Genomic DNA, 20,346 nt, shown 5'->3' with positions numbered 1-20,346 from the left:
TGTGGCGCGAGACGATGACGATCGACAAGGTTCCCATGACCGTGCGCGGCTATGCCCAGCTCGAGGAGGAGCTGAAGCACCGGCAGCAGGTCGAGCGCCAGCGCATCATCCAGGCGATCGCCGAGGCGCGGGCGCTGGGCGACCTCTCGGAGAATGCCGAGTACCATGCCGCCAAGGAGGCGCAGTCCCACAACGAGGGCCGCGTGCTGGAACTGGAGAGCATGATCTCGCGGGCCGAGGTCATCGACGTGACCAAGCTGTCGGGCGACACGATCAAGTTCGGCGCCACGGTGGAGCTCGTCGACGACGACACCGAGGAGAAGAAGTCCTACCAGATCGTCGGCGAGCCGGAGGCGGACGTGCGCTCCGGCCGCGTCTCGATCACCTCCCCGATCGCCCGCGCGCTCATCGGCAAGGGCGTCGGCGACACCGTGGAGGTCACCACCCCCGGCGGCGGCAAGTCGTACGAGGTGGTCGGCATCAAGTTCGGCTGAGGCGGCGGCCATGAACCTGCGCACGCTCGCACTCGCCGCCGCCCTCGGGCTCGCGCTCGGGACGGTGCCCGCCAGGGCTCAGGAGGCGAGCTTCGCCGCCCTGTCGGGAGGCGTCTACTCCGACATCCGCGTCGACGTGCGCCCCCTCCTCGCCCAAGGCTACGGTGGACAGGCCGAGGCGCTGCGGGCCGACCTCACCGCGGCGCTGCGGCGCAGCTTCGCCGGCCGCGTCGGCGGCCGCGGCCCGGCGCTCGTCGTCGTCGTCAACGCCCTGTCCCTGCGCTCCTTCGCGGGCAGCCAGGGCAGCCGCGGCGGCTTCGGTGGCGGCGGCCAGAACGACTACATGGACGGTGAGGCGCTGCTGATCGGCCGCGGCGGCGCCGTGCTCGCCCGGCACCCGCAGCTCACGGCGACGCCGTCGAGCTACGGCGGCGCTTGGTACGACCCGGCCTCCGAGCGCCGGCGCGTCACGGCGGTGGCCGACATCTACGCCGAATGGCTCCGCCGGGCGCTTGCGAACTAGGCATGGGCCTCCCCGAACCCGTCGAGTCCGGCTCCGTGCCGGCGCTCGCGCAGGCCCACGCCTGGATCGTCACCGACGGCAAGGCCGGCGACGAGAACCAGTGCGTCGGCGTCGTCGAGACCCTCGGGCTCGCCTACGAGACCCGCCGCATCCCGGCCCGCGGCCCCTTCGGCTGGACGGCGCCCTGGGGGCCGATCGATCCGCGCCAGGGCCCCCGCCGACCGCAAGGGGCGCTGGCGGGTCCCTTCCCCGACGTGCTCATCGCCTCCGGGCGGCGCTCGGTGCCGTATCTGCGCGCGGTGCGGAAGGCCACGAACGGGCGCACCTTCACCGCCTTCCTGAAAGATCCCCGCACGGGACACGGCAGCGCCGACTTCATCTGGGTACCGGACTACGACGACCTGCGCGGCCCGAACGTCTTTACGACCCTGACCGCGCCCCATCTCGTCACCCCGGCCCGGCTGGCGCAGGCCCGCGCCCATCCCGATCCGCGCCTGACCGGGCTCGAAGGCCGCCGCGTCGCCGTCCTCGTCGGCGGCAACAGCCGGCATCTCAGCTACCGGCAGGCGGACATGCGCCGCTTCCTCGCCGACCTGCGCAAGCTGACCGCGGAGGGCTGCCGCCTGATGGTCACGGTCTCCCGCCGCACCCCCGCGCCGCTGCGGGATGCGCTCCGCACCCTCACGGCCGAGACCGGCGGCTTCTTCTGGGAGGGCGGCACCGAGCCGAACCCCTATGTCGACATGCTCGGCCTCGCCGAGGCGATCGTCGTCACCTCCGATTCCGCCAACATGGTCAGCGAGGCGGTGAGCACCGGCGTGCCCGTTCTGCTGTTCGACCTGCCGCGCACCTATATCCGGCACCGGCGCATGTTCGCCGGGCTCGCCATGACCGGTGCCCTGAAGCCCTTCGCCGGGCGGATCGAGCCCCTGGACTACGCCCCGATCGACGCGACGCCCCTCGTGGCGCAGGCGCTCGCCAAGGCTTACGAAACCCATCGCGCCCGGTTCCGGGAGCCGACAGGAGACTGATCCGATGGCCAACACCCACACCCGGCTCGCGATCATCGGCTCCGGCCCGGCCGGCTACACCGCCGCGATCTACGCCGCCCGCGCCATGGTCGAGCCGCTGCTGATCTCCGGCTTCCAGCCCGGCGGCCAGCTGATGATCACCACCGATGTCGAGAACTATCCGGGCTTCGCCGAGGCGATCCAGGGCCCCTGGCTCATGGAGCAGATGCGCCTCCAGGCCGAGCATGTCGGCACCCGCATCGTCTCCGAGTACATCACCCGCGTCGACCTGAAGACGCGGCCCTTCCGCCTGGAGGCGGATTCCGGCGAGACCTACACCTGCGACGCGCTCATCATCGCCACGGGCGCGCAGGCGAAGTGGCTCGGGCTGCCCTCCGAGGCGAAGTTCCAGGGCGGCGGCGTCTCGGCCTGCGCCACCTGCGACGGCTTCTTCTTCCGCGGCAAGGAGGTTGTGGTGGTCGGCGGCGGCAACACAGCGGTCGAGGAGGCGCTCTACCTCGCCAACCTCGCCTCGAAGGTCACGGTCGTCCACCGCCGGGACCAGTTCCGCGCCGAGCGCATCCTGCAGGAGCGCCTGTTCAAGCACCCGAACGTCGAGGTGCGCTGGAACCGCGCGGTCGAGGAGATCTGTGGCGTCGAGAAGCCGGCGCCCTCCGTCACCCATGTCCGCCTCAAGGACACGGTGAGCGGGGCGATCGAGGAGGTGAAGGCGGACGGCGTCTTCGTCGCCATCGGCCACAGCCCGGCGACGGGGATCTTCGAGGGCCAGCTGGCGCTCCGCCACGGCGGCTACCTCTCGGTGCGGCCGGGCACGGCCGAGACCGAGATCCCCGGCGTGTTCGCGGCCGGCGACGTCACCGACGACGTCTACCGTCAGGCGATCACCGCGGCCGGCATGGGCTGCATGGCCGCGCTCGAGGCGGAGAAGTTCCTGGCCAACCTCGACATCGGCGAGACGCCCCGGCAGGCGGCGGCCGAGTAGCGCGCCGTTCATCAACAGGAACGTCGCGCCCGCTCTTGCCTTGCCGGGAGGGCCGGTCTCAGACCATAGGTGTCATTCCCGAGCCGCATGGCTCGGCTGTCGACACCTGCGTGGAGCCGCGTCGTGGACTGGGACAAGATCCGGATCTTCCTCAACGTCGCGGAGGCCGGCAGCTTCACCAAGGCGGGCGACGACATCGGCCTCAGCCAGTCCGCGGTGAGCCGCCAGATCAGCGCCCTGGAGCGGGAGCTGAAGGCGCCGCTGTTCCACCGCCACGCCCGCGGCCTGATCCTCACCGAGCAGGGCGACCTGCTGTTCCGCGCCGCGCGGGACATGAAGCTGCGGCTCGAGAATACCCGCGCCCGCCTCGTCGAGACCAGCGAGCGGCCGACAGGCGACCTCAAGGTGACGACGACGGTCGGGCTCGGCTCGGCCTGGCTCTCGCAACGGGTGGCCGAGTTCCTCGATCTCTACCCGGACGTGCGCATCGAGCTGATCCTCACCAACGAGGAGCTCGACCTTGCCATGCGCGAGGCCGACATCGCCATCCGCATGCGCCGCCCGGCGCAGCCCGACCTGATCCAGCGGCGTCTGTTCACGGTCCACTACCACGCCTTCGCCAGCAAGGAGTACGTGCAGCGCTTCGGCGAGCCGACCAAGATCGACGATCTCGACAACCACCGCCTCGTCTCCTTCGGCGGCAACGAGCCCTCCTACCTGCTCGCCACCCACTGGCTCGCCAGCGTCGGCCGCGAGGCGGGAGACCGGCGGCCGGTGCACTTCACGGTCAACAACATCGCCGCGCTCCAGCGGGCGATAGAGACGGGCGCCGGCATCGGCATCCTGCCGGACTACGCCCTCGACGGCACCTCGAACCTCGTCCAGGTGCTGAAGGAGACCGAGATGCCCTCCCTCGAGAGCTATCTCGTCTACGCCGAGGAGATGCGCTCGGTCGCCCGCGTGCAGGCCTTCCGCGACTTCCTCGTCAGCAAGGCGCAGCGCTGGACCTACTGAGCACGACCCGACACCAAGAAAACGCAAGGGAGGACCGAATGACGGCACCGAGAATGCTCGCGGCCGCCTGCTGCCTGATCGCCGGATTGACCGCCGCCGCGGCGCAGGAGCCGGCCCGGGAACCGTCCAAGGCGCCGGAGACGAGCACGGCGGCCCCCTCCGCGCCCCCCGGCGGCGAGATCACCGGCCCGCGCAACAACGCCGCCAAGATCGCCGGGCTCGTCGGCTTCGTGAACGTCTCCTGCGACGCGCTCAAGGGCGACACCGATCGCTTCAAGGCCGTCGTCTCGGGGATGGGCGTCGACCCGAAGGACCTGGAGAGCGGCGAGCTGCTGCTGCGGGCCCGCTCCTACCTCGAAGCCTACCGCAAGGACGTGCCGGCCAACTGCAAGCGCGCCGCCGACCTGTTCGGCAAGGACGGCTCGGTCGTCCCGGGCCTCGTCGTCCCGCGCTGAGCGCGCCTTCCCCGAACCGGAGCCCGCGATGACCCGATCCTTCACGCAGGCGCTCGCCATCGGCGCCCTGCTTCTCGGCCTCCAGGCCCTGCCGACGCCGGCCCGCGCCCTCGATTGCGACGAGGCCTGGTACAAGCGCAACGAGGTCTACAAGCAGGCCGGCTACTGCTTCACCACGAAGCGCGCCATCGATGCTTTCGGAAACGCCGGCTGCAAGTACGACAACGTCGGCGACGTGCCGCTCTCCGTCCGCCAGTGGGAGACCGTGGCCGAGCTCAAGGCCTTCGAGCGCAAGTACCGCTGCGCCGATTAGGCACGCTTGGAGCGCTTCACACGTAGAGGCGCTCCTTCTCCAGGCCCTTGTAGAGCCCGGCAACCTGCTCGCCGTAGCCGTTGAACAGCAGCGTCGGCACCCGCTGGTCGGTCCCGAGCACCCGTTCGCTCGCCTGGCTCCAGCGGGGATGCGGCACGGCAGGGTTCACGTTCGCCCAGAAGCCGTACTCGGAGGCCTGCAGCCCCTCCCAGAAGGTCTTCGGGCGGTCGGCCACGAAGGAGATCTTCACGAGCGACTTCGCCGACTTGAATCCGTATTTCCACGGCACCGCAAGGCGCAGCGGCGCCCCGAACTGGTTCGGCAGCGGCTTGCCGTAGACGCCCGTCACCATGAAGGCGAGGTCGTTGGCGGCCTCGGCCATCGTCAGCCCCTCGATGTAGGGCCACGGGTAGAAGAATTGGCGCTGCCCCGGCGCCACCGCCTTGTCCATGAAGGTCTCGAAGCGCACGTACTTCGCCCCCGACAGGGGCTTGGCCAGCGCCACGAGCTTCGAGAGCGGGAAGCCCGTCCAGGGCACCGCCATCGACCAGGCCTCGACGCAGCGGTGCCGGTAGAGGCGCTCCTCGAGCCCCATCTTCGCGGCGAGGTCCCAGGCGTCGATCGTGAAGGGCTTTTCCACGAGCCCGTCGATGGTCACCGGCCAGGGCTTCGGCTTGAGGGCGCCGGCGGCGGGCAGCACCGTCTTCGAGGTGCCGAACTCATAGAAGTTGTTGTAGTCGCCGCTGTAGCGCTCCGGCGTCAACGCCCGGTCGAGTGCGTAGCTCTCGTTGCGCGGGGCCGGGTAGAGCCCTTCACCGGTGGCGGCCGCGAGCGGATGCCCGCCGAGAAGCGAGCCGGCGATGACGCCGCCCGCCCCGCCGAGCAGGGCGCGGCGGTTGAGGAACACCGATTCCGGCGTGGCGAGGCGCTCCGGCAGGTCCCAGGCGCGGCGCTGCTTGATGAGCATCCCTGTCTCCTCGATGGGCCGACGCCGCAAGGCCGGCGCCCGTGCCTGTTCGCCGGAGACGGCCCGCTGGTTACGCGGTAGCGTCCGGCGGAGTCGGCTCATCGCGCAGCATCCGCCGCAGCACCTTGCCGACATTCGTCTTCGGCAGCGTCTCGTGGAAGACGATCCGCCGCGGGACCTTATAGGCCGTGAGCTGCTCGCGGGCATGGAGGCGGATCGTCTCGGTGGTCACGCCCTTGTCCCGCAGGACGACGTGGGCGACCACGCACTCGCCCGTCTCCTTCGAGGGCGCGCCGACGACGGCGCATTCGAGGATGCCGGGATGAGAGGCCAGCACGTCCTCGACCTCGTTCGGATAGACGTTGAAGCCGGACACGATGATCATGTCCTTCATCCGGTCGACGATCCGGAGCTGCCCGTCCGGGGTCATCACCGCGACGTCGCCGGTGCGGAAGAAGCCGTCGGCGGTCGTTGCCCGCGCCGTCTCGTCGGGGCGTTTCCAGTAGCCGCGCATCACCTGCGGCCCACGCACGCAGAGCTCGCCCGGCTCGCCGAGCGGCGCCGGCATCCCATCCGCGCCGCGCACGGAGACTTCCGTCGACGAGAGCGGGAAGCCGATGGTGCCCGACCACTCCTTCAGCCGATACGGGTTCACGCAGACCACCGGCGAGGTCTCCGAGAGGCCGTAGCCCTCGACGATGGGGTGGCCGGTGATCTCCTTCCAGCGGGTCGCGACGGATTTCTGCACGGCCATGCCGCCGGCCACCACGTAGTCGATCTTCGAGAAGTCGACCGTGCCGATCTTCGGGTGGTTCACGAGCGCGTTGAAGAGCGTGTTCACCCCCGCGAAATGGGTGAAATGCGCCTTCGAGAGCGTCTTGATGAAGCCGTCGAAGTCCCGCGGGTTCGGAATCAGCAGGCAGGTTCCGCCGACCCGCATGAAGAAGAAGAAGCAGCAGGTCAGCGCGAAGATGTGGTAGAGCGGCAGCGCGGTCACCATCGTGCGCCGGATCTCGGTGTCGTTGGCCTCGAACCAGACCTGGCTCTGCACCACGTTGGCCATGATGTTGCGGTGGCTCAGCATCGCACCCTTGGCGATGCCGGTGGTGCCGCCGGTGTATTGCAGGAAGGCGAGGTCATCGGGCGCGACCGAGACCTTCGGCGCGGGCAGGCTGCGGCCTTCCTTCACGACGGACTCGAACCGGATCGTCCTCTCCGGCGGCAGCGCGTAGGGTTTCACCGCCTTCTTGAGGTGGCGGGAGGCGAGGGTGAGCAGGTGGCCCTTGAGGCCGAGACCGTCGCCGGGGGCGGCGACCACGACGTGTTCGAGGCTCGGCATCTTGGAGAGGGCCGCGGCGACGGTGTGGGCGAAGTTCTCGAGGACGACCAGCGCCCGCGCGCCGGAATCGGAGATCTGCGCGGCGAGCTCGCGGGGCGTGTAGAGCGGGTTGACGTTGACGACGGTGCAGCCCGCCGCGAGCACCCCGAACATCGCCGCCGGGTAGGCAGGCACGTTCGGCATCATGATCGCGACCCGGTCGCCCTTGGCGAGCCCCCGCGCCGCGAGCCAGGCCGCGACGGCGCGGGCGGTGGCGCCGAGCGCGGCGTAGCTGACCGGCGAGCCGAAGCAGATCAGCGCCGTGCGCTCGGAGAAGGCCTTGGTGCTCGTCTCGAACAGGTCGACGAGGGTGCCGAGAGTGTCCGTGTCGATCTCGTGGGGCACGGCGGCCGGATAGGCTGCGAGCCACGGGCGGGGTGCTCGGCTGTCCTGGATCACGCACGATCCTCCCTGACGGCGCGGCTTTGGCCGCGTCCTGGTCTTTTGCCCCTCGGCTTCGAGGCTTAGCGGGATCGCGTCGTCGTGATCAAGGCCGGCCGGCGACAGGCGGCGCCCGGAGTCGCCCCCGCAGGCCGACGAGGATCGCGTGGGGAAGGAAGGCGGCGAGGCCGAGCCCGGCGGCGACCGCGAAGGCGCGCCCGTCGAGGGCCTGCCGCGGCCAGGGGCCGAGCCCGGCATCGCGGGCGAGCGCCAGGACGGCGAGGGCGAACCAGAGCGCGAGGAACCGCCCGATCGTGTCCAGGGCCCGGCCGGCGAGGCCTCGGAGGCTCCAGTGGGGCGGGATCGCGCCCGAGAGCGCCGTGCCGATGCCGAGCGCGGTGCCGTAGACGATGCTTGCCGCTGCGGTGCCGAGGGCGAAGGCCGCCCCCATCGGCAGGCTCTGGAGGAAGGCGATGCCACCGGTGGCGAATCCGGTGCGGAGCACCACGCCGCCGAAGGTCGGGTGCAGCCCGGTTCCGAGGACGAGGACGGCGCCGACGAGGAGCCCCGCCATCCGCCGCGCGATCCCTGCCGGTCCCGGCGCGAAGGCGGCGGCGGCGAGCCGGGCGAGGGCGTAGACGAGGGCGAGCCCGAACAGCGGATAGCGGTCGAGGAAGAAGCCGTAGAAATGCGTCTCCGCCCAGGCCGGCAGGGCGGAGCGCTGGCTGAAGCCCGTCGCGGCGGCGAGGGCCACCGCGCCCAGCACCGCCGCGAGCGGCGCGGCGGCGACGGCGGACCTGGATGCCACGGCTCGGGCGGCTACCGTGCGCCGCCCTCGGCCCCCGCCTTCGTCTCGTGCTTGGTCTCGTGATTGTCGCGCACGAAGCGGTCGAGCAGGCGCACCCCCCAGCCGGCGCCCCAGGAGCGGTTGATCTCGCTGGGGCTCGACGACATGCCGACGCCGGCGATGTCGAGATGGGCCCAGGGCAGGTCGTTGACGTAGCGCTTGATGAAGGCGGCCGCCGTCGCGGCGCCCCCGTGCCGGCCGCCGGTGTTCTTCATGTCGGCGAACTTCGAATCGATCGCCTTGTCGAACTGCGGCCCCAGCGGCATCCGCCAGACCTTCTCGGCGGTCGCCTCGCCCGCGGCGGTGATGGAGGCCGCAAGCGCGTCGTCGTTGGAGAACAGGCCAGCGAGGTCCTGGCCGAGCGCCACGATGATCGCGCCGGTCAGCGTCGCGAGATCGATCATCAGCTTGGGCGAATAGGTCTTCTGGACGTACCAGAGCACGTCGGCGAGCACGAGGCGCCCTTCCGCGTCCGTGTTGATGACCTCGATGGTCTGGCCGGACAGCGAGGTAACGATGTCTGAGGGTCGGTAGGAGGCGCCGTCGGGCATGTTCTCGACGATGCCGATGGCGCCGATGACGTTCGCCCGCGCCTTGCGGGTCGCCAGCGCGTGGAGCGTGCCGACGACGGCGGCCGCTCCGCCCATGTCGCCCTTCATATCCTCCATGCCGCCGGCCGACTTGATCGAGACGCCGCCGGAATCGAACACGACGCCCTTGCCGACGAGCGCCACCGGCGCCTCGCCCGGCGTGCCGCCGTTCCAGCGCATCACCACGACGCGGGGCTCGCGGGCGGACCCTTGCGCCACGGCGATCAGCGCCCCCATGCCGATCTCCCGGAGGCGGGCGAGATCGAGCACCTCGACCTCGACGCCGAGGCTCGACAGCTCGGCGGCGCGCCGGGCGAACTCCTCGGGGAAGAGCACGTTCGGCGGCTCGTTGATGAGGTCGCGGGCGATGACGACGCCCTCCGCCACCGCGTCCGTCGCGGCGGCGGCGGTCTTGGCGGCGGCCGGGTCGGTGACGAGAAGCTCGAGGCCGGTGCCGCCGGTCTCGTCGGATTCGGGCTTCTTGGACGACTTGTAGCGGTCGAAGCTGTAGGCGCGGAGACGGGCGCCGAGCGCGAACTCGGCGGCGTTCTCCGGTGTGACGGCGGCGCCCGGCCAGTCGAGGGCGACGCGGGCCGTCCGGCCCGAGACCTTGCCGGCGACGAAGCCGCCGAGCTTCGCCCAGTCGAGTCCGGCGCGGTCCTTCTCCGAGCCGAGGCCGACGACGGTGAGGCGCGCCGCCTCGACGCCCGCCGGGGCCGGAAGGCTGAGCGCCGAGAGGGAGCGGCCCTTGAAGCGCTCGCTGCCGGCGGCCCGCGCCACGAGGTCGGCGCCGGTGCGGCCGAGCAGGCCGAGGGTGGCGTCGCCGAGCGCCAGGTCGTCGCCCACGAACACGACGAGGTCGCCGCCGCCGCCCCCGGCGCGCAGCGGCCCGAAGGTGATCGTGATCGCGTTCGCCAAATCCCGCGCCATGTCCCGTGCTTTCCTGTGTATCCGGCGTATTCCCGCCGCGCGTGGCCCCGCGCGGTTTCCCGAACTGTGTAGAGCCTGAAGCGCAGAACGCAACGCGACCCGCCGCGCCCTCAAACCGCCGCGTTTGCGGCGCGTGCAGAACCGTTGGGGAGCTGCCTCCAGGGGCCCGATGATCCAGATCGAGCGCTACATCTTCCGCATCGCGCTCTCGGCCTTCCTCGCCTGCCTCGTCGGCCTGACGGGCACGATCTGGGTGACGCAGGCCCTGCGCGAGCTCGACCTCGTGACGGCCAAGGGCCAGACGCTCCTCGTCTTCCTGTTCATCACCGGGCTGTCGCTGCCGACCCTGATCGTGGTGATCGCGCCCGTGGCGCTGTTCATCGCCGTGGTCTACGCGCTGAACAAGCTCAACGGCGACTCCGAGCTGATCGTGATGTCGGCCGCCGGGATGACGCCCCGCAGCATCTTCCGGCCTTTCCTGACGCTGGCGCTCGCCGTCAGCCTCGGCCTCGGCTTCCTCGTGATCCAGGTGATGCCCGCGACCTTCCAGGAGCTGCGCGACGTCATCACGCGGGTGCGGGGCGACTTCATCGCCAACGTCGTCAAGGAGGGCCAGTTCACGGCGCTCGACAACGGCATCACCTTCCACTTCCGCGAGCGCGGGCCGAACGGCACCCTGCTCGGCCTGTTCATCCAGGACCGGCGGGAGGCGGGCAAGACCAAGGTCTACCTCGCCGAGCGGGGCCACGCGATCGACGTCGACGGGCAGAGCTACCTCGCGCTGGAGAAGGGCAGCGTCCACCAGCAGCAGAAGGACAGCCGCGACTCCTCGATCCTCACCTTCGAGCGCTACACGATCGATCTGGCCGCCTTCGCCCCCCCGGACTCGGACGTGATCTACAAGCCCCGCGAGCGCTCGACGACGCAGCTCCTCTTCCCCGACCGCTCGGAGGGCTACTTCCAGCTCCAGAAGGGCCGCTTCCGGGCCGAGCTCCACGACCGGCTCTCCGCCTGGCTCTACCCCCTGGCGCTGGTCTTCATCGCCTTCGCGGCGCTGGGCGATCCGCGCACCACCCGCCAGGGCCGCGGGCTCGCCGTCGCCTCGGCGGTGCTGGCGGTCGTGGCTCTGCGCATCGCCGGATTCGCGGCGACGAGCGCGGCCGCCCGCAGCCAGGCGGCGGTGGCTGCCATCTACGCGGTGCCGCTCGCGGCGATCGGCCTGTCGGCGCTGATGATCTTCCACGGCGCGCGGGTCCGGGCCTTCAACGCGCGGATCGGACGGGCCCTGCGCGGTCGCCGCGCCGTCCCGGCCTGAGCCGATGTCGGTGCTGATCGGGCCGACGCTCGGCCGCTACTTCGCCATGCGCTTCGTGCGCACCATCCTCGGCGTGTTCGTCACCGTCTTCGCCCTCGTCTACACCCTCGACTTCGTCGAGCTGCTGCGCCGGGCCGGCGAGGCGGAGGGCGCGACGCCGGGCCTGATGGCGCAGCTCTCCCTCTACCGGACGCCCGCCGTCGCCGAGGCGGTGCTGCCCTTCGCGGTGCTGTTCGGATCGATGGCCGCCCTCCTCCAGCTCTCGCGCAAGCTGGAGCTGGTGGTGGCGCGCGCCGCCGGCATCTCCGCTTGGCAGTTCCTGCAGCCGGGGGTGTTCGTGGCGCTCGCCGTCGGGCTCGTCACGGTCGGCGTCTACAACCCCCTCTCGGCCGCTCTGAAGCAGCGCTCCACCGAGATCGAGGCCAAGATCTTCGCGAAGGCGACGAAGGCGAGCTCCGGCAAGGACCTCTGGATCCGCCAGCGCAGCCTCGACGGGCAGGCCATCCTCCGCGCCGAGACGGCGATCGAGGGCACCACGACGCTCGCCGGTGTCTCGGTCTTCACCTTCGACGAGGAGGGCCGCTTCGTGTCGCAGATCGAGGCGGCGCGGGCGAGCCTCCACGACGGCTATTGGGAGCTGACGGACGCGCGCCTCCTCAGTGCGGGCGCGCCGCCGGAGAGCTTCGGCAGCTACCTCATCGCCTCGACCCTCGACCCGGGTCAGGTGCGGCAGCGCTTCACCCCTCCCGAGTCTGTGCCTTTCTGGCAACTTCCCGAGACCATCGCGCGCAACGAACGGGCGGGGTTGGATGCCACCCGCTACCGACTCCAGTATGATGTGCTGCTGGCGAGGCCCATGCTCTTCGTGGCCATGGTCCTCGTCGCCGCAACCGTTTCCTTACGCTTCTTCCGCTTTGGTGGCGTGGGAAAGCTCGTGCTCGGAGGGGTCGCCGCGGGGTTCGCCCTGTACGTCGTGCGCCAGGTGATGGAAGGGCTCGGGGCCTCGGGAATCGTCGCGCCGGGCATCGCCGCGTGGTTCCCGGCCGTGGTAGGAAGCCTCCTCGGTACGGTCACGCTTCTGTACCAGGAGGACGGTTAGGCTCCCGCGGACAGGCTTCGGCCGCGGGCACGTCGGGGGGCGTGGAAGACCAGGGCGCCGGGCCGGCGCCGCAGGGGATCGGGTCGTGGCAGGAGTTGGGACGCGCGTTGCGTAGGGTCGCCGACATCGCGATCGCCGCCGGCTTGCTGGCGCTGACCCTGGCCGTGGCGCCGCTCGCCGCGACCGGCGCGGCCGCGCGCCCGGCCGGCACCCAGGCCACGCCGAAGGCGGCGGCCGGAAAGCCTGGCGACAAGCTCCTCGTCGAGGCCGACGAGCTGATCTACGACAACGACAAGAACACGGTCACCGCCCGCGGCAACGCCGAGCTGCACTACGGCCCGCGCACCCTCCAGGCCGACAGCGTGCGCTACGACCGCGCCTCCTCGCGGGTCTTCGCCGAGGGCAACGTCCGCCTGACCGACCAGGACGGCGCCGTCGTCACCGGCGACCGCATGGAGCTGACGGACGACTTCAAGAACGGCTTCATCGATTCGCTCCGCATCCAGCAGACCGTCGAGCAGAAGGGCGAGACCGTCCGCACCCGGTTCTCGGCGCCCCGCGCCGAGCGGGTGAACGGCGACCAGACCAGCTTCGACTACGGCACCTACACCGCCTGCGAGCCGTGCAAGGAGCGCCCGGAGGTGCCCCCGCTCTGGCAGGTGCGCGCCGCCAAGATCATCCACGACAACGTCACCCACACGATCTCCTTCGAGGAATCGACCCTCGAACTCGCCGGCATCCCCGTCGCGTACCTGCCCTATTTCGAGGCGGCGGACCCGACGGTGAAGCGCAAGACCGGCTTCCTGACGCCGCGCTTCATCTCCTCGACGGCGCTCGGCAGCGGCGTCGCGGTGCCGTTCTTCTTCAACCTCGCGCCGAACTACGACCTCACCCTGTCGCCGGCCTTCCTGTCGCGGCAGGGCGTGCTGGGCCAGGCCGAGTTCCGGCACCGGCTCGAGACCGGATCCTACTCGCTGCGCCTCTCGGGCATCTTCCAGACGACGCCGAGCGCCTTCCTGCCCGGTCCGCTCGGTGCCGGCGACCGCGACTTCCGCGGCTCCATCGAGAGCAAGGGCCGCTTCTACATCAACGACCGCTGGCGCACGGGCTGGGATCTCGTCGGCGTCACCGACAAGTGGTTCCTCGACAACTACCGCATCCGCAACCAGACCATCACCACGGACTATTTCCGCGAGGCGGTCTCCACCGGCTACCTGATCGGCCAGGGCGACCGCTCCTGGTTCGAGGCGCGGGGCTACTACTTCAAGGGCCTGTCGAGCTTCGACTGGCAGAAGGAGCAGCCGATCGTCGCGCCGGTGATCGACTACGACAAGCGCATCAACGGCCCCGCCCCCCTCGGCGGCGAGGTGCGCTTCGAGGCGAACCTCACCAGCCTGACCCGCGAGGCGACGGACTTCCAGGGCCTGCCGCGCAGCGGCAGCTACCTGTTCAGCCCGAGCTACAACGGCATCAGCTACCCGCTCTACGAGACCTGCTCGGCCTTCAACCGGGCCTCCTGCCTGGTGCGGGGGCTGGCCGGAACGGATACCCGCGCCTCGGCGATGCTGTCCTGGCGGCGCAGCTTCATCGACCCCTCGGGCCAGGTCTTCACGCCCTTCGCCTACCTGCGCACGGATGCGTTCTTCGTGAACCCGAGCCTCTCAGGCTACCAGAACGCCCTCGTGCCGACGATCGCCAACGTCCATGACGGCTTCTCGGGCCGGGTGATGCCGGCGGTCGGCCTCGACTACCGCTATCCCTTCGTCGGCGAGTTCGGGAATCTCGGCGTCCACACCCTGGAGCCCATCGCCCAGATCGTCGCCCGCCCGAGCGAGACCCGGATCGGCCGCCTGCCGAACGAGGACGCCCAGAGCCTCGTCTTCGACGACACCTCCCTGTTCGAGTGGGACAAGTTCTCAGGCTACGACCGGGTCGAGGGCGGCGTGCGCGCCAATCTCGGCGGCCAGTACTCCGTCGTCACCCCGGCCGGCTGGTACGCGAACGTGCTCTTCGGCGAGTCGATCCAGGTCGCGGGCGTCAACTCGTTCCGCCGGGGCGACCTCGCCAATGTCGGCCTCGAATCGGGCCTCGAGACCCGCCGCTCCGACTTCGTCGGCCGCTTCCAGGTCTCGCCGAACCAGAACATCAGCTTCATCAGCCGGGCGCGGTTCGATCAGGCGGACTTCAAGGTCAACCGCTTCGAGGCGGGCGTCACCGCGCGCTTCGCGCCGTTCCTGCCGCTCTCGGTCTCGGCCTTCTACTCCTACTACGAGGCGCAGCCCCTGCTCGGCTTCTCGCACCGGCGCGAGGGCATCACCGCGACCGCGACCTACAACATCACGCCGAACTGGTTCGTGACCGGCTCCGCGCTCGTCGACCTCACCCACTACCTCGACACTCGCGACCTCTACGCGGACGCCTTCCGCTCCTACCTCTCGAACCCGGTGGGCATCGCGCCGATCTACCAGAACCCGGGGCGCTTCTACCTCTCGGGCATGAGCTTCGGCGGCGGCTACCAGGACGAGTGCACCACGGTGTCGCTGAACTACATCGTCTCGCCGATCGCCACCGCCATCGGCGTGCGCGAGCGCAACCAGACGGTGCTCCTGCGCGTCGAGCTGAAGACCCTGGGCGAGGCCGACCTGCGCCAGAACGTCGGCACCGTCTCCACCGCCGACGGCATCTCCGCGGTCCGCTGAGCCGGGCGCGGCGACGGTAAGAGCCCCGGCGAGGCAGGCATGACGGACCCCGCGATCCCCCCGCTCGCGCTCACGCTGGGCGATCCCGCCGGCATCGGCCCGGAGCTGGCGCTCGCCGCCTGGCGGATGCGGGTGGCGCAGCCGATGCTGCCGCCCTTCTTCCTCGTCGCCGACCCGGACTTCGTCGAGCGCGCCGCCAACCGGCTCGGGCTCTCGGTGCCGGTCGCCGCGATCGATCCGGAGACTGCCGCCGAGGTCTTTCCCCGGGCACTGCCGGTGGTGCCCCTGCCGAGCGGCGCCGCGATCGAGGCCGAGCCCGGCCGCCCCGACACGGCCCAGGCCGGCGCGACGATCGAGTCGATCTCCGCCGCGGTCGGTTTCGTGCGGGCCGGCCGGGCCTCGGCCGTCGTCACCAACCCGATCGCCAAGCACGTGCTCACCGCGGTCGGCTTCGCCCATCCCGGCCATACCGAGTTCCTCGCCGCCCTCAGCGTGCCCGCCGGCGAGCCGCAGCCCCGGCCGGTGATGATGATCTGGAGCGAGGCGCTGGCGGTGGTGCCGGTGACGATCCACGTGCCCGTCGCCGAGGTGCCGCGGCTCCTCACCCGCGAGCTGGTGATGGAGACGGTGCGCATCGTCGCCCGCGACCTGCGGCAGCGCTTCAGCCTCGCCTCCCCCCGTCTCGTCCTCGCCGGGCTGAATCCCCACGCGGGCGAAGCCGGCACCATCGGCACCGAGGACCGCGACGTGCTGGAGCCCGCCGTGGCGCTGCTGCGCGGCGAGGGGCTGGACATCCGGGGGCCGCTGCCCGCCGACACCCTCTTCCACGCCCGCGCCCGCGAGACCTACGACGTGGCGCTGGCGCCGACCCACGATCAGGCGCTGATCCCGGCGAAGACCCTGGCCTTCGACGAGGGCGTCAACGTCACCCTCGGCCTGCCCTTCATCCGGACCTCGCCGGATCACGGCACCGCCTTCGACATCGCCGGCAAGGGCATCGCCCGGCCCGACAGCCTGATCGCCGCGATCCGCCTCGCCGACCGCCTCGCCCGCGCCGAGGCGGCGCGCATCGCCCGGCCGGCGACGGCGCAGGTCATCCCGATCAGCGCCTACGCCGACCGGCCCCGTCCGGCGCGGCCGACGCATTTCGACCCGACCGACGAGCTGTGAGCCTGAGCCCCGACGGCCTGCCGCCCCTGCGCGACGTGGTGCGGCGCCACGATCTGGAGCCGCGCAAGGCACTCGGCCAGAATTTCCTGTTCGACCTCAACCTCACAGGCCGGATCGCCCGCGCCGCCGGTCCGCTCGACGGCGTCACCGTGGTCGAGGTCGGGCCCGGCCCCGGCGGGCTCACCCGGGCGCTGCTGGCCGAGGGGGCGGGGAAGGTCATCGCCATCGAGCGCGACCCGCGGGCGCTGCCGGCGCTCGCGGAGATCGCCGCCCATTATCCCGGCCGGCTGGAGGTGGTGGAGGCCGACGCCCTCGCCTTCGATCCGCGCCCGATGATCGGCGATGGTCCCGCGCGGATCGTCGCCAACCTCCCCTACAACGTCGGCACTGCGCTCCTCACCGGCTGGCTGGAGGGAGAATCCTGGCCGCCCTGGTGGGACTCGCTGACCCTGATGTTCCAGCGGGAAGTGGCCGAGCGCATCGTCGCGACGCCCGAGGAGCGGGCCGATTACGGCCGTCTCGGCGTGCTCTGCGGCTGGCGGACGGACGCCCACATCCTGTTCGACGTGGCGCCCTCGGCCTTCGTGCCGCCGCCGAAGGTCACGTCCAGCATCGTGCGGCTGGTGCCGCGCGCCGCGCCCCTGCCCTGCCGCGCCGCCACGCTGGAGGTCCTCACCCGCGCCGCCTTCGGCCAGCGCCGCAAGATGCTGCGCCAGAGCCTGAAGGGGATCACCCCCGATCCCGCCTCGCTGCTCGCAGGCGTCGGGATCGCGGAGACCGCGCGGGCCGAGGAGGTGCCTGTGGAAGGATTCGTGGCGCTGGCCAACGCCCTCGACGACATGAGAAAGGCCGGCCCGCGCTGAGCGGACCGGCCTCGATGGTCTGACGTCGCGACCGTGGTCAGGCGGTCTGCTGGATCGCCGAGAGCGTCCAGGCCCCGCCGGGGCGGCGGGTGAAGGTCCAGAGCTCGGTCGCCTCCGAGGGCTCGGTGCCGACGACGCGGTTGCTGGCGCGGTCGAGCTTCACGTCCTTGAGGGCGTAGCGCATGGCGACCGTGGCGTAGTCCTGCGCGCCCTCGCCCCAGGCCTCCGAGAGGTCGCCCTGGAGGAGCTTCACGTCGGAGATGCGGTTGACGATTCCGCGGGCGGCGTTGGCGCGCAGCTCCTCCTCGAAGTAGCCGGCCATCTCCGGCGTCGCGAGGTTGCGCAGCGCCTTCACGTCCTCCTGCGAGTAGGCGTCCTGGACCTCGCCGAGCAGCTGCTCGAAGGCCTGATAGTCGTTCGGGCCGATCTGGACCGGACGCTGCTGCGCCGGCCGCTGGGCGCCGATTCCCATCCCGCCGATGCCGCCGCCCATGCCGGTGTTGCCGGCCGGCGAAGGACGCTGGTCGTAGCCCTGCCCGCCGGGACCCTGGCCGCCGAGATCGTTGCGGGCGTAGGGCGCCGGGCCGGCCGCGGCCGGGGTGCCCTGCTGGCGGCGGCGGAAGAAGCGCACGGCGAGGAAGATGAGGCCCGCGATCAGGCCGACCTGCAGGAGCAGGCCGAGGAAGGAGGCGATGCCGCCGAGCCCGCCGAAGAAGCCGCCGCCGATGAGGGCGCCGAGCAGGCCCGCGCCGAGCAGGCCCGCGAAGAAGCCGCCGCCGAAGCGCCGGCCCTGGTTCGCCTGCATGCCGGGGTTGGTCATGCCGGGCTGGGCCTGGGTGCGCTGCATCGGCGCCGCCGTCGGCGCGGTCGGGGTCGCGGCGGGCGCGTTGAAGGTGCGGCTGCCGCGCGAGCCGGCGCTGCCGCCGCCGCCGGGCCGGGCCTCGACGACCGGGGCGGAGACGGTGAGCGCCGCTGCGACGGCGAGCGCCAGGGCGGTGTACCGGCGTCGCGTGGTGTTGGAGCGCATCGAGGGTCCCTGTCACAGAGCGGCGCGATACGCGGCCGCTTCCCATATATGGAGACGGCTGCGCGCGCGTTTTAGTCCGGCCGAATGGATGAATGATGCATCCGCTCCGCCTGCGCCGCGGGAAAGATCAGGCGCACGCCGGTGCCCTCCCCCGGCCGGCTGTCGAGGGCGACGGTGCCGTTCTGCCGCTTCATGAGGCCGTGGACGATGGCGAGCCCCACGCCGCGACCGGCCTCGCGGCTCGTCGCGAAGGGAGCGAGCGCCCGGGCTGCCATCTCCGGGGACATCCCCGGCCCCGTATCGGTCACGACGAGGCCGACCGAGCCGGAGGGCGAGCCCATCGCCGTGCGGTCGCCGCTCTCGATCCGGCAGGTCGCCAGCGTGATCGTGCCGCTGCCCGCCATCGCCTCGCAGGCGTTGGCGACGATGTGGCCGAGGGCCAGTTCGACCTGCGTCGGGTTGCTCAGCGCCTTGGGGAGGTCCGGCGTGCCTTGCACCTCGAGGCGCACGCCCGGCGGCAAGATCGGCCGCAGCCGCTCCGCGAAGCCGGCAACGAGGGCGTCGAGGTCCACCGGCCGCACGTCCGGAGCGATCCGACGCGAGAAGGCGAGGAGCTGGCGGGTCAGGACGGTCGCCCGCTCCGCCGCGTCCGTCGCCCGCACCACCGCCCGCTGTACGAAGGGCTCCGGCGAATCCCCGAGGCGGCGGCGCAGGCCGTCGATGTAGCCGACGAGAATCTGGAGGAAGTTGTTGAACTCATGGGCGACGCTGTTGGTGAGCAGCCCCAGCGCCTCCCGCTGCCGGGACAGAGCGAGCGCATCCTCCGCGTCGCGGCGGCGGCTGGCGTCGAGGACGTGGCCGAGGCGCAGGCCCGTGCCGGGAAGCTCGGCGGTCGTGAGGCTCGCCCAGAACGAGGCGCCGTCGGCCCGCCGCGCCAGGAAGTCGCCGTCCGGCATGTCCTCGCGGGGCTGCATGGCGAGGCTGCCGATGCCCTGCCCGAGAAGCTCCGCCTCGCTCCGGCCGGTGAGGGCGAGGAGTGCCGGGTTGGCGTAGGTCAGCGGCGCGCCCGGCCGCGAGGCGTCGGCCAGATAGGAGGGAATCGCGGCGGCGGCGAGGAGGTCTCTTCGGGCGATCTCGGCGGGGTCCGCCGCGGGGTCCCGCGCGTTCTCGGCCAAGGCGGGGGCATCCGGTTGGGGCGGTTCCACGTCACCTCTCGCAGGGCGGCCGGGGCCATCCCGTCATGGATATCCGCAACGGAAGGGCGCGGGAAGCGGGGCGCCCCGGGCCCGGCGATCGGACCGAGGCTCGACCTCACCGGCCGGTGACATGGAACGTCGCCTCTGCCCGACCGATCGATGGATCGTCGGAAGCATTCCTAGATGACCACCACGTATTCAGAACGTTCCATCGTCGCGGGAGACGGGCGCCGTGCCCGGAAGGCGGCCGAGGCGTCGGATTACTGCCGCACCCACATCACGCGCGCCATCCAGGCGACCTCGCCGAGATTGACGACCCGGTCGGGATGGGCGGGATTGAGGGAGGCGAGCTCGATGGTGCGGGCCGTGCGCCGCTTCAGCTCCTTGGCCAGGACCTCGCCGTTGCCAAGCCGCACCACGATCCGGTCCCCCTTCCGGAGGTCGGCGGAGGGGGAGACGATGAGCACGTCCCCGTCCCGGTAGAGAGGCTCCATCGAATCGCCCTGGACCTCGACGGCGAAGGCGCGCTCGTCGGTGAGGTCGGGAAAGTCGATCTCCTCCCAGCCCGGTCCGCCCACCGGCACGCCGTCGTCGGAGAAGACCCGGCCCGAGCCGGCCCGCGTCATGCCGACGAGGGGCACCGTGGCCCGCCGGACGCGCTCGCCCGGCTCGATGAGGCGGAGGAAATCGTCGAGCTGGGCGCCCGTCGCCGCGAGCACCTTCGAGACCGATTCCGTGGAGGGCCAGCGCTTGCGCCCGTCGGCCCCGACGCGCTTCGAGCGGTTGAAGCTCGTAGCGTCGAGCCCCGCGTGGCGGGCGAGCCCCGACGCCGAGAAACCGTAGCGCTCGGCCAGACGGTCGATCGCGGTCCAGATCTGCTCGTGGGACAGCATCGCAGGCTCGGGATTGATCGGCCTCCTGAGACGGGAGACCTACATATAGGAATATATGCTGAACCTGCGCCGTGGGCAATCGCGGGTCCCGGCTAGATATGCGGAACCGCGTCATCGGTTCCGCCCGGCGCGGAACGATTCACCATCGTGGAAGAATCGCTCAAATGCGGCCCATCCCT

General features: G+C 71.3%; 19 protein-coding genes. 12 read left to right on the top strand and 7 right to left on the bottom strand.

Annotated features, from left to right (window positions below):
* Positions 1-20: 20 nt before the first annotated feature.
* The 7 genes from greA (at position 21) to MFF04_RS12615 (ending at position 4,812) form a co-directional block, all read left to right on the top strand.
* The gene (greA, locus tag MFF04_RS12645; RefSeq protein WP_238276363.1) at positions 21-494 is read left to right on the top strand and encodes a transcription elongation factor GreA; all 474 of its coding nucleotides are present in this window, start codon (positions 21-23) and stop codon (positions 492-494) included.
* 10 nt (positions 495-504) lie between these two features.
* Positions 505-1,017: a hypothetical protein gene (locus MFF04_RS12640; RefSeq protein WP_373320041.1), complete on the top strand. Its 513-nt coding sequence runs from the start codon at positions 505-507 to the stop codon at positions 1,015-1,017.
* Between the two features lie 2 nt (positions 1,018-1,019).
* Positions 1,020-2,048, top strand: coding sequence for a mitochondrial fission ELM1 family protein (locus MFF04_RS12635; RefSeq protein WP_238276248.1), 1,029 nt, complete (start codon positions 1,020-1,022; stop codon positions 2,046-2,048).
* Positions 2,049-2,052: 4 nt separating this feature from the next.
* Positions 2,053-3,030, top strand: a complete 978-nt coding sequence (gene trxB, locus MFF04_RS12630) for a thioredoxin-disulfide reductase (protein ID WP_238276245.1) — start codon at positions 2,053-2,055, stop codon at positions 3,028-3,030.
* Between the two features lie 123 nt (positions 3,031-3,153).
* On the top strand, positions 3,154-4,044 hold the full coding sequence (locus tag MFF04_RS12625) for a LysR family transcriptional regulator (protein ID WP_238276243.1): 891 nt from the start codon (positions 3,154-3,156) through the stop codon (positions 4,042-4,044).
* 38 nt (positions 4,045-4,082) lie between these two features.
* Positions 4,083-4,499 (top strand): hypothetical protein, encoded by a 417-nt coding sequence (locus MFF04_RS12620; RefSeq protein ID WP_238276241.1) that lies wholly within the window; start codon positions 4,083-4,085, stop codon positions 4,497-4,499.
* 28 nt (positions 4,500-4,527) lie between these two features.
* On the top strand, positions 4,528-4,812 hold the full coding sequence (locus tag MFF04_RS12615; protein WP_238276239.1) for a YARHG domain-containing protein: 285 nt from the start codon (positions 4,528-4,530) through the stop codon (positions 4,810-4,812).
* Between the two features lie 16 nt (positions 4,813-4,828).
* Here the strand turns inward: MFF04_RS12615 and msrP are convergent, their stop codons facing one another.
* From msrP to MFF04_RS12595, 4 genes are all read right to left on the bottom strand, one after another.
* Positions 4,829-5,779: a protein-methionine-sulfoxide reductase catalytic subunit MsrP gene (gene msrP, locus MFF04_RS12610; protein ID WP_238276237.1), complete on the bottom strand. Its 951-nt coding sequence runs from the start codon at positions 5,777-5,779 to the stop codon at positions 4,829-4,831.
* A gap of 70 nt (positions 5,780-5,849) precedes the next feature.
* Positions 5,850-7,556, bottom strand: a complete 1,707-nt coding sequence (locus MFF04_RS12605; protein ID WP_238276235.1) for an AMP-binding protein — start codon at positions 7,554-7,556, stop codon at positions 5,850-5,852.
* 88 nt (positions 7,557-7,644) lie between these two features.
* A complete protein-coding gene (locus MFF04_RS12600) occupies positions 7,645-8,346 on the bottom strand; it encodes a hypothetical protein (protein ID WP_238276233.1) in 702 nt (233 codons plus the stop codon).
* 11 nt (positions 8,347-8,357) lie between these two features.
* The gene (locus MFF04_RS12595) at positions 8,358-9,893 is read right to left on the bottom strand and encodes a leucyl aminopeptidase (RefSeq protein ID WP_238276360.1); all 1,536 of its coding nucleotides are present in this window, start codon (positions 9,891-9,893) and stop codon (positions 8,358-8,360) included.
* A 181-nt stretch (positions 9,894-10,074) separates the two neighbouring features.
* Between MFF04_RS12595 and lptF the strand changes: the two genes are divergently transcribed.
* The 5 genes from lptF (at position 10,075) to rsmA (ending at position 17,051) form a co-directional block, all read left to right on the top strand.
* Positions 10,075-11,220: an LPS export ABC transporter permease LptF gene (gene lptF / locus MFF04_RS12590; protein WP_238276232.1), complete on the top strand. Its 1,146-nt coding sequence runs from the start codon at positions 10,075-10,077 to the stop codon at positions 11,218-11,220.
* 10 nt (positions 11,221-11,230) lie between these two features.
* Positions 11,231-12,319, top strand: coding sequence for an LPS export ABC transporter permease LptG (gene lptG, locus MFF04_RS12585; RefSeq protein ID WP_238276358.1), 1,089 nt, complete (start codon positions 11,231-11,233; stop codon positions 12,317-12,319).
* Positions 12,320-12,426: 107 nt separating this feature from the next.
* Positions 12,427-15,018 carry an LPS-assembly protein LptD gene (locus tag MFF04_RS12580; protein WP_238276231.1) on the top strand — a complete coding sequence of 864 codons (2,592 nt, stop codon included), beginning with the start codon at positions 12,427-12,429 and terminating at the stop codon, positions 15,016-15,018.
* Between the two features lie 39 nt (positions 15,019-15,057).
* Positions 15,058-16,188 carry a 4-hydroxythreonine-4-phosphate dehydrogenase PdxA gene (gene pdxA / locus MFF04_RS12575; RefSeq protein ID WP_238276230.1) on the top strand — a complete coding sequence of 377 codons (1,131 nt, stop codon included), beginning with the start codon at positions 15,058-15,060 and terminating at the stop codon, positions 16,186-16,188.
* A gap of 2 nt (positions 16,189-16,190) precedes the next feature.
* A complete protein-coding gene (rsmA, locus tag MFF04_RS12570; protein WP_238276356.1) occupies positions 16,191-17,051 on the top strand; it encodes a 16S rRNA (adenine(1518)-N(6)/adenine(1519)-N(6))-dimethyltransferase RsmA in 861 nt (286 codons plus the stop codon).
* 37 nt (positions 17,052-17,088) lie between these two features.
* Here rsmA and MFF04_RS12565 read toward each other — a convergent pair whose 3' ends face one another.
* The 3 genes from MFF04_RS12565 to MFF04_RS12555 all read right to left on the bottom strand — a co-directional run bounded on the left by MFF04_RS12565 (position 17,089) and on the right by MFF04_RS12555 (position 20,167).
* The gene (locus MFF04_RS12565) at positions 17,089-18,078 is read right to left on the bottom strand and encodes a Tim44 domain-containing protein (RefSeq protein ID WP_238276229.1); all 990 of its coding nucleotides are present in this window, start codon (positions 18,076-18,078) and stop codon (positions 17,089-17,091) included.
* Positions 18,079-18,149: 71 nt separating this feature from the next.
* Positions 18,150-19,253 carry an ATP-binding protein gene (locus tag MFF04_RS12560; RefSeq protein WP_373320047.1) on the bottom strand — a complete coding sequence of 368 codons (1,104 nt, stop codon included), beginning with the start codon at positions 19,251-19,253 and terminating at the stop codon, positions 18,150-18,152.
* Between the two features lie 281 nt (positions 19,254-19,534).
* Complete coding sequence (locus MFF04_RS12555; RefSeq protein WP_238276227.1) at positions 19,535-20,167, bottom strand: S24 family peptidase; 633 nt, start codon at positions 20,165-20,167, stop codon at positions 19,535-19,537.
* Positions 20,168-20,346: the final 179 nt, after the last annotated feature.

The organism is Methylobacterium jeotgali (genome assembly GCF_022179345.1).
GTDB classification, from domain to species: domain Bacteria; phylum Pseudomonadota; class Alphaproteobacteria; order Rhizobiales; family Beijerinckiaceae; genus Methylobacterium; species Methylobacterium jeotgali.
The sequence above is the reverse complement of the archived record's forward strand: the minus strand, read 5'-3'. Positions and strand labels throughout refer to the sequence as shown.

Bases quoted from the DNA above. Each gene is read 5' to 3' on its own strand.
- pdxA (WP_238276230.1), top strand. From the start codon at position 15,058: ATGACGGACCCCGCGATCCCCCCGCTCGCGCTCACGCTGGGCGATCCC.
- trxB (WP_238276245.1), top strand. From the start codon at position 2,053: ATGGCCAACACCCACACCCGGCTCGCGATCATCGGCTCCGGCCCGGCC.
- lptF (WP_238276232.1), top strand. From the start codon at position 10,075: ATGATCCAGATCGAGCGCTACATCTTCCGCATCGCGCTCTCGGCCTTC.
- msrP (WP_238276237.1), bottom strand. From the start codon at position 5,779: ATGCTCATCAAGCAGCGCCGCGCCTGGGACCTGCCGGAGCGCCTCGCC.
- MFF04_RS12620 (WP_238276241.1), top strand. From the start codon at position 4,083: ATGACGGCACCGAGAATGCTCGCGGCCGCCTGCTGCCTGATCGCCGGA.
- MFF04_RS12640 (WP_373320041.1), top strand. From the start codon at position 505: ATGAACCTGCGCACGCTCGCACTCGCCGCCGCCCTCGGGCTCGCGCTC.
- MFF04_RS12635 (WP_238276248.1), top strand. From the start codon at position 1,020: ATGGGCCTCCCCGAACCCGTCGAGTCCGGCTCCGTGCCGGCGCTCGCG.
- MFF04_RS12555 (WP_238276227.1), bottom strand. From the start codon at position 20,167: ATGCTGTCCCACGAGCAGATCTGGACCGCGATCGACCGTCTGGCCGAG.
- MFF04_RS12615 (WP_238276239.1), top strand. From the start codon at position 4,528: ATGACCCGATCCTTCACGCAGGCGCTCGCCATCGGCGCCCTGCTTCTC.
- MFF04_RS12565 (WP_238276229.1), bottom strand. From the start codon at position 18,078: ATGCGCTCCAACACCACGCGACGCCGGTACACCGCCCTGGCGCTCGCC.